The 4,814-nt window shown below is 72.4% G+C and carries 3 protein-coding genes; all 3 read right to left on the bottom strand.

Annotated features, from left to right (window positions below):
* A partial coding sequence (gene cobN, locus A8W25_RS05555; protein ID WP_067156893.1) for a cobaltochelatase subunit CobN occupies positions 1 to 3,055 on the bottom strand: 3,055 nt, incomplete at its 3' end.
* On the bottom strand, positions 3,052 to 4,584 hold the full coding sequence (locus A8W25_RS05560) for a cobyric acid synthase (protein ID WP_067156896.1): 1,533 nt from the start codon (positions 4,582 to 4,584) through the stop codon (positions 3,052 to 3,054). The genes A8W25_RS05560 and cobN, both read right to left, overlap by 4 nt.
* On the bottom strand, positions 4,581 to 4,814 hold a 234-nt coding region (locus A8W25_RS05565; protein WP_199831672.1), incomplete at its 5' end, for a cobalamin biosynthesis protein. The genes A8W25_RS05565 and A8W25_RS05560, both read right to left, overlap by 4 nt.

A 4,814-nucleotide genomic window follows, 5' to 3' on the forward strand; every position in this document is an offset into this window, starting at 1 on the left:
CGTACGCGTAGCCGCCCCACACCGCGTACACCTCGGCGAGGTCGGCGTCGCTGCGCCAGTTGCGCGCGTCGATCAGGGGGAGCAGGCCCGCCCCGTACGCCCCCGGCTTGGAGCCGAAGATACGGGCCGTGGCCCGGCGGCGGTCGCCGTGCTCTGCGGTGTCCTCGTCGGCGTGCGCCCGCACGTAGTTGGACTCGGCCGGCTCGTCCAGCTCCGCCACCGTCCGCACCGCGTCGTCGATCAGCGCGACCACGTGCGGGAACGCGTCCCGGAAGAAGCCGGAGATACGGACCGTCACATCGATGCGGGGACGGCCCAGCTCAGCGACCGGGACCACCTCGAAGCCGGTGACGCGGCGGGACGCCTCGTCCCACACCGGGCGGCAGCCGAGCAGCGCCAGGATCTCCGCGATGTCGTCGCCCTGGGTGCGCATCGCGGAGGTGCCCCACACGGTGAGGCCCACCGACTTCGGGTACGCGCCGGTGTCCGTGAGGTAGCGGGCCACCAGCGAGTCGGCGAGCGCCTGGCCGACCTCCCAGGACAGCCGCGAGGGGATGGCCTTGGGGTCGACCGAGTAGAAGTTGCGGCCGGTCGGCAGGACGTTGACCAGGCCCCGGGTGGGGGAGCCGGACGGGCCCGCCGGGACGTAGCCGCCGTCGAGCGCCCGCAGGATGTGGGTGATCTCGTCCGTCGTGCGGGCCAGGCGCGGCACCACCTCGCGGCAGGCGAACTCCAGGACCGCCACCGCGTCCGGCAGCTCCGTGCCCAGCACCTCGCCGACCAGCGGGCCGCACGCGGACACCGACCAGGCGCGCTCCTCCATGCCCTCCGCCAGACGGCGGCACAGCTGCTCCAGGAGGTCGATCGCGTCGGCCGCCGTACGAGCGGGGCCCTCGACCAGGTCCGTGAGCTCCACCGGCACCTTCACCGGCGTACCCGGCTCGGCGAGCAGCTCCTTCTCCACCAGGCCGAAGTGCTCGGCCAGCGAGGCGCGCAGACCCGGCAGCGCGTTGGCCTGGCCGCCCCACACCTGGGAGGCGCGCAGCACCGCGAGCACCAGGTTGACCCGGGGCTCGGCCTCGGGGCCACCGCCCAGGATGTGGAGGCCGTCGCGGATCTGGACGTCCTTGATCTCGCACAGATAGCCGTCGATGTGCATGACGAACTCGTCGAAGTCGCCGTCGTCCGGCTGCTCGGCGACGTGCAGGTCGTGGTGGAGCTCGGCGGCCTTCACCAGGGTCCAGATCTGGGCCCGCACCGCCGGGGCCTTCGTCGGGTCGAGATCGCTCACCAGGGCGTACTCGTCGAGGAGTTGCTCCAGTTTGGCCAGGTCGCCGTAGGTGTCGGCGCGGGCCATCGGCGGGACCAGATGGTCCACGACCGTGGCGTGGCCGCGCCGCTTGGCCTGGGTGCCCTCGCCCGGGTCGTTGACGATGAACGGGTAGACCAGCGGCAGATCGCCCAGGACCGCGTCCGGACCGCAGCCCGACGACAGGCCGAGGCCTTTGCCGGGCAGCCACTCCATGGTGCCGTGCTTGCCCATGTGGACGATGGCGTCGGCGCCGAACGAGTTCTCCAGCCAGCGGTACGCCGCCATGTAGTGGTGCGAGGGCGGCATGTCCGGGTCGTGGTAGATCGCGATGGGGTTCTCGCCGAAGCCGCGCGGCGGCTGGATCATCACGACGACGTTGCCGAACTGGAGGGAGGCGAGAACGATCTCGTCGCCGTCCACGTACAACTGGCCCGGCGGCTCGCCCCAGTGCTCCAGCATGCCGTCGCGCAGCTCCGGGTCCAGTTTCTCGAACCAGGCGCGGTAGTCCGCGAGCGGCACGCGCGCGGGGGCGGCCGCCAGCTGCTCCTCGGTGAGCCACTCCACGTCGTGGCCGCCCGCGTTGATCAGCCGGTGGATCAGCTCGTCGCCGTTGTCCGGGTGGCCCTCCACCAGGTAGCCGGCGTCCCGCAGCGCGTCCAGGACGCGCACGGCGGAGGCGGGCGTGTCCAGACCCACCGCGTTGCCCACGCGCGAGTGCTTGGTCGGGTAGGCGGTGAAGACGAGCGCCAGCTTCTTCTCGGCGTTCGGCTTGTGCTTCAGGCGCGCGTGGCGCACCGCGATCCCCGCGACCCGGGAGGCCCGCTCGGGGTCGGCGACATAGACCGGGACGTCGTCCGGGCCCTGCTCCTTGAAGGAGAACGGGACGGTGATCAGCCGGCCGTCGAACTCGGGGATGGCGACCTGCATCGCCGCGTCCATGGGGGAGAGCGCCGCGTCCGAGGCCTCCCACGCCGCCTTGGACGAGGTGAGGCAGAGCCCTTGCAGCACCGGCACGTTCAGATCGGCCAGGGCGCCGATGTCCCATGCCTCCTCGTCGCCGCCCGCGCTCGCCTGCGAGGCGGTGGTGCCGCCCGCCGCCAGGACGGTGGCGATCAGCGTGTCCGCCCGGCCCAGCGTCTCGTAGAGCGCCGCGTCGGCGCCGCGCAGCGAACCCACGTACACCGCGAGGGCGTTGGCGCCCTGGGCCTCGATGCGGTCGCAGAGCACGTCCACGAACGAGGTGTTGCCGGAGAGCTGGTGGGCGCGGTAGAAGAGCACGCCCACCGTGGGGCGGCCCTCCACGTACGCGCGCGTGCCGTGCACGCCCCACTCGGGCATCTTCTCCGGCTCGGCGAAGCCCACGCCCGTCAGCAGCACGGTGTCGGAGAGGAAGCGGGAGAGCTCCACGAGGTTGCCGGGGCCGCCCTCGACCAGATAGCGCAGGGCCTCGGCGACCACACCGGCCGGGACCGACGACTCGGCCATCAGCTCCGCGTCCGGCACGGACTCGCCGCCGAGCAGCACGGTCGGGATGCCGGACGCCTTCAGCGCGGCCAGCCCGTCCTCCCAGGCGCGCTTGCCGCCGAGCAGGCGCACGACGGCCACCGACGCGCCCTCGATCAGCGCGGGCAGCTCCTCGGCCACGTCGATACGGGTCGGGTTGCCGATCCGGAAGGGCGCCCCGGAGGCCCGGGCCGCCAGCAGATCCGTGTCGGCGGTCGACAACAACAGCACAGTGCTCATGCGGGTGCTCCAGGTGCGATGAAGGGAAGTCCTGCGGGCGCGCCCTGCTCGATGAGCCGCATGAGCGCGTCCGTGTCCGCGTGTTCTTCGATGAGGTCGCCGAGGCGGTCCAGCTGCTCTTCGCGCAGCACGCCGAACGACGTGTCAGGGGCGGGGACGAAACGCCGGCCGGCGGCGCTCGCGACCCGCTCCAGGAACCGTCGCCTGAATCCGTCGCTCTCAAGTGCCCCGTGCCAGTGCGTGCCCCAGACCGCACCGACCCGGCATCCGTCCAAGCTGTGTCCATCGTCATCAGAGATGAACCGATCCCCGCCCAGCACTTCGGCGACGCCGTGGTGGATCTCGTATCCCTCCACGCGCTCGCCCAGCGCCTCGCCGGTCGGCCGTGCAAGTGTCTTCTCGGCCGCGAACCGCACCCGCACGGGCAGCAGTCCGAGACCCGTCACGGAACCCGCCCGTGACTCGACCTCGTCATCGATGTGCTCTCCGAGCACCTGGAACCCGCCGCAGATCCCCAGCACCGGACGCCCCTCGGCCGCCCTGCGCGCCAGCTCCCGCGCCAGCCCCCGTTCCCTCAGCCATTCCAACGCCCGGACCGTGCCCCGGGTTCCCGGCACGACCACCAGATCCGCGTCGGCCAGCTCCTCGGGCCGGTCCACGAACCGTACGACCACGCCCGGTTCGGCGGCGAGCGCGTCCACGTCGGTGAAGTTGGACATCAGCGGGACCGCGCACACCGCGACCCGCAGTACGTCCTCGCCGACCGGCGGCGCCACCACGGACTCGCGCACCGCGCCGCGCAGGGAGACCCGCAGGCCGTCCTCCTCGTCGATGCCCAGCCCGTGCGCGAACGGCAGGATCCCGTACGTGTGGCGTCCGGTGAGCCCGCGCAGCATGTCGATGCCGGGTTCGAGCAGCGAGACGTCGCCGCGGAACTTGTTGACGATGTACCCGGCGACCAGCGCCTGGTCCTCGGGGCTCAGCAGCGCCGTCGTACCGAAGAACGAGGCGAACACCCCGCCCCGGTCGATGTCGCCGACCACGACCACCGGGAGCCTCGCGGCGCGCGCGATGCCCATGTTGACGATGTCGGTGCGCCGCAGGTTGATCTCGGCCGGACTGCCCGCCCCCTCGCAGATCACGGCGTCATATGTGCCCCGCAGCCGCTCCAGACAGTCCACGACGGTGCCGAGAAGCGCCTCCTGGCGCCCGCCGTGGTAGCCGCTGGCGCTCAGTTCGCCCACCGGCCGGCCCATCAGTACGACCTGGCTCGACCGGTCGCTCCCCGGCTTGAGCAGCACGGGGTTCATCAGAGCGGACGGCTCGACGCGCGCCGCCTGCGCCTGCATCGCCTGCGCGCGCCCGATCTCGGCGCCCTCGCGCGTGACGAACGAGTTGAGGGACATGTTCTGTCCCTTGAAGGGCGCGACCTTCACGCCCTGGCGCACCAGCCACCGGCAGATCCCGGCGGTGACGACGCTCTTCCCGGCGTCCGACGTGGTGCCCGCGACCAGCAGTCCGCCGCTCATGTCCGTACCTTCCTCACCGCGATCGCCACCCCGAGCGCCAGCCAGCCCACCCGGCGCGACAGCCGCACCGCCCGCTCGATGTCCACCACCTCCACCGCCCGGCCGCCCCCGTTCAGCACGGGCCGGTGCTCGACACGGCCGCCGTACGAGAGGGTGCCGCCCAGCCGTACGCCGAGCGCGCCCGCGAACGACGCCTCGACGGGACCGGCGTTGGGGCTCGGGTGCTGGGA

The sequence above is a fragment of the Streptomyces sp. ERV7 genome, from assembly GCF_001653515.1.
Taxonomy (GTDB): domain Bacteria; phylum Actinomycetota; class Actinomycetes; order Streptomycetales; family Streptomycetaceae; genus Streptomyces.

What these genes read in the sequence shown, in the direction of transcription:
- A8W25_RS05560 (WP_067156896.1), bottom strand. Translation starts at nt 4,584, where the DNA reads ATGAGCGGCGGACTGCTGGTCGCGGGCACCACGTCGGACGCCGGGAAG.